The organism is Agromyces humi, from assembly GCF_009720255.1.
Lineage (GTDB): Bacteria > Actinomycetota > Actinomycetes > Actinomycetales > Microbacteriaceae > Agromyces > Agromyces humi.
On sequence record NZ_WJSP02000789.1, the window covers coordinates 1 to 536 of the forward strand.

Here is a 536-nt window from a genome sequence, read left to right on the forward strand (position 1 = left end):
AGGTCGACCAGCTCGCTCTCGAGCTCGACCACCTGCTGGCGGGAGCCCGGACGCGTGGCCGCCACGTAGCGGGGGAGCGTGAGCGCCCCGCCGCCGAGGTGCACGGCCGTGATCGGCGCGCCCTCGGGACGCACGAGGTCGATGGCGTGCCCGATGCGCCGCACGTACTCGAACCCGAGCCAGTCGGGACGCTCGACCTCGACGTGCGACTGCGGGGTGCCGTCGACGTAGAGCGTCCACGACCCGGGCACCGAGCGCGACTCCTCGAGACGGGCGACGTGGCCGCTCACGGAGAGGCGTCGTTCGAGGTCTGACACGGATGCCACGCTACCCGCCTGCTGCGAGGGACGCGGCGCCGCGGCATCCGCCACCGCGTCGAGCCGGACCTCAGCACGCACCCCAGAGTGCCGTGTCGAGCCGGTGGCCGGTGAGGACGGCTCCGGGGAACGGCCCGGCATCGGCGAGCCGGTCGGCGAGTCCCTCGGGGAGACCGCCGGGAGCCGCGACGAGGACGGCGTTGCCCTCCTCCGCGCCCG

At 75.0% G+C, this 536-nt stretch carries 1 protein-coding gene; it reads right to left on the reverse strand.

From position 1 onward, the window contains the following. A partial coding sequence (locus tag GH736_RS24190) for a spermidine synthase (protein WP_407922391.1) occupies window positions 1-317 on the reverse strand: 317 nt, incomplete at its 3' end. Between the last annotated feature and the right edge of the window lie 219 nt (window positions 318-536).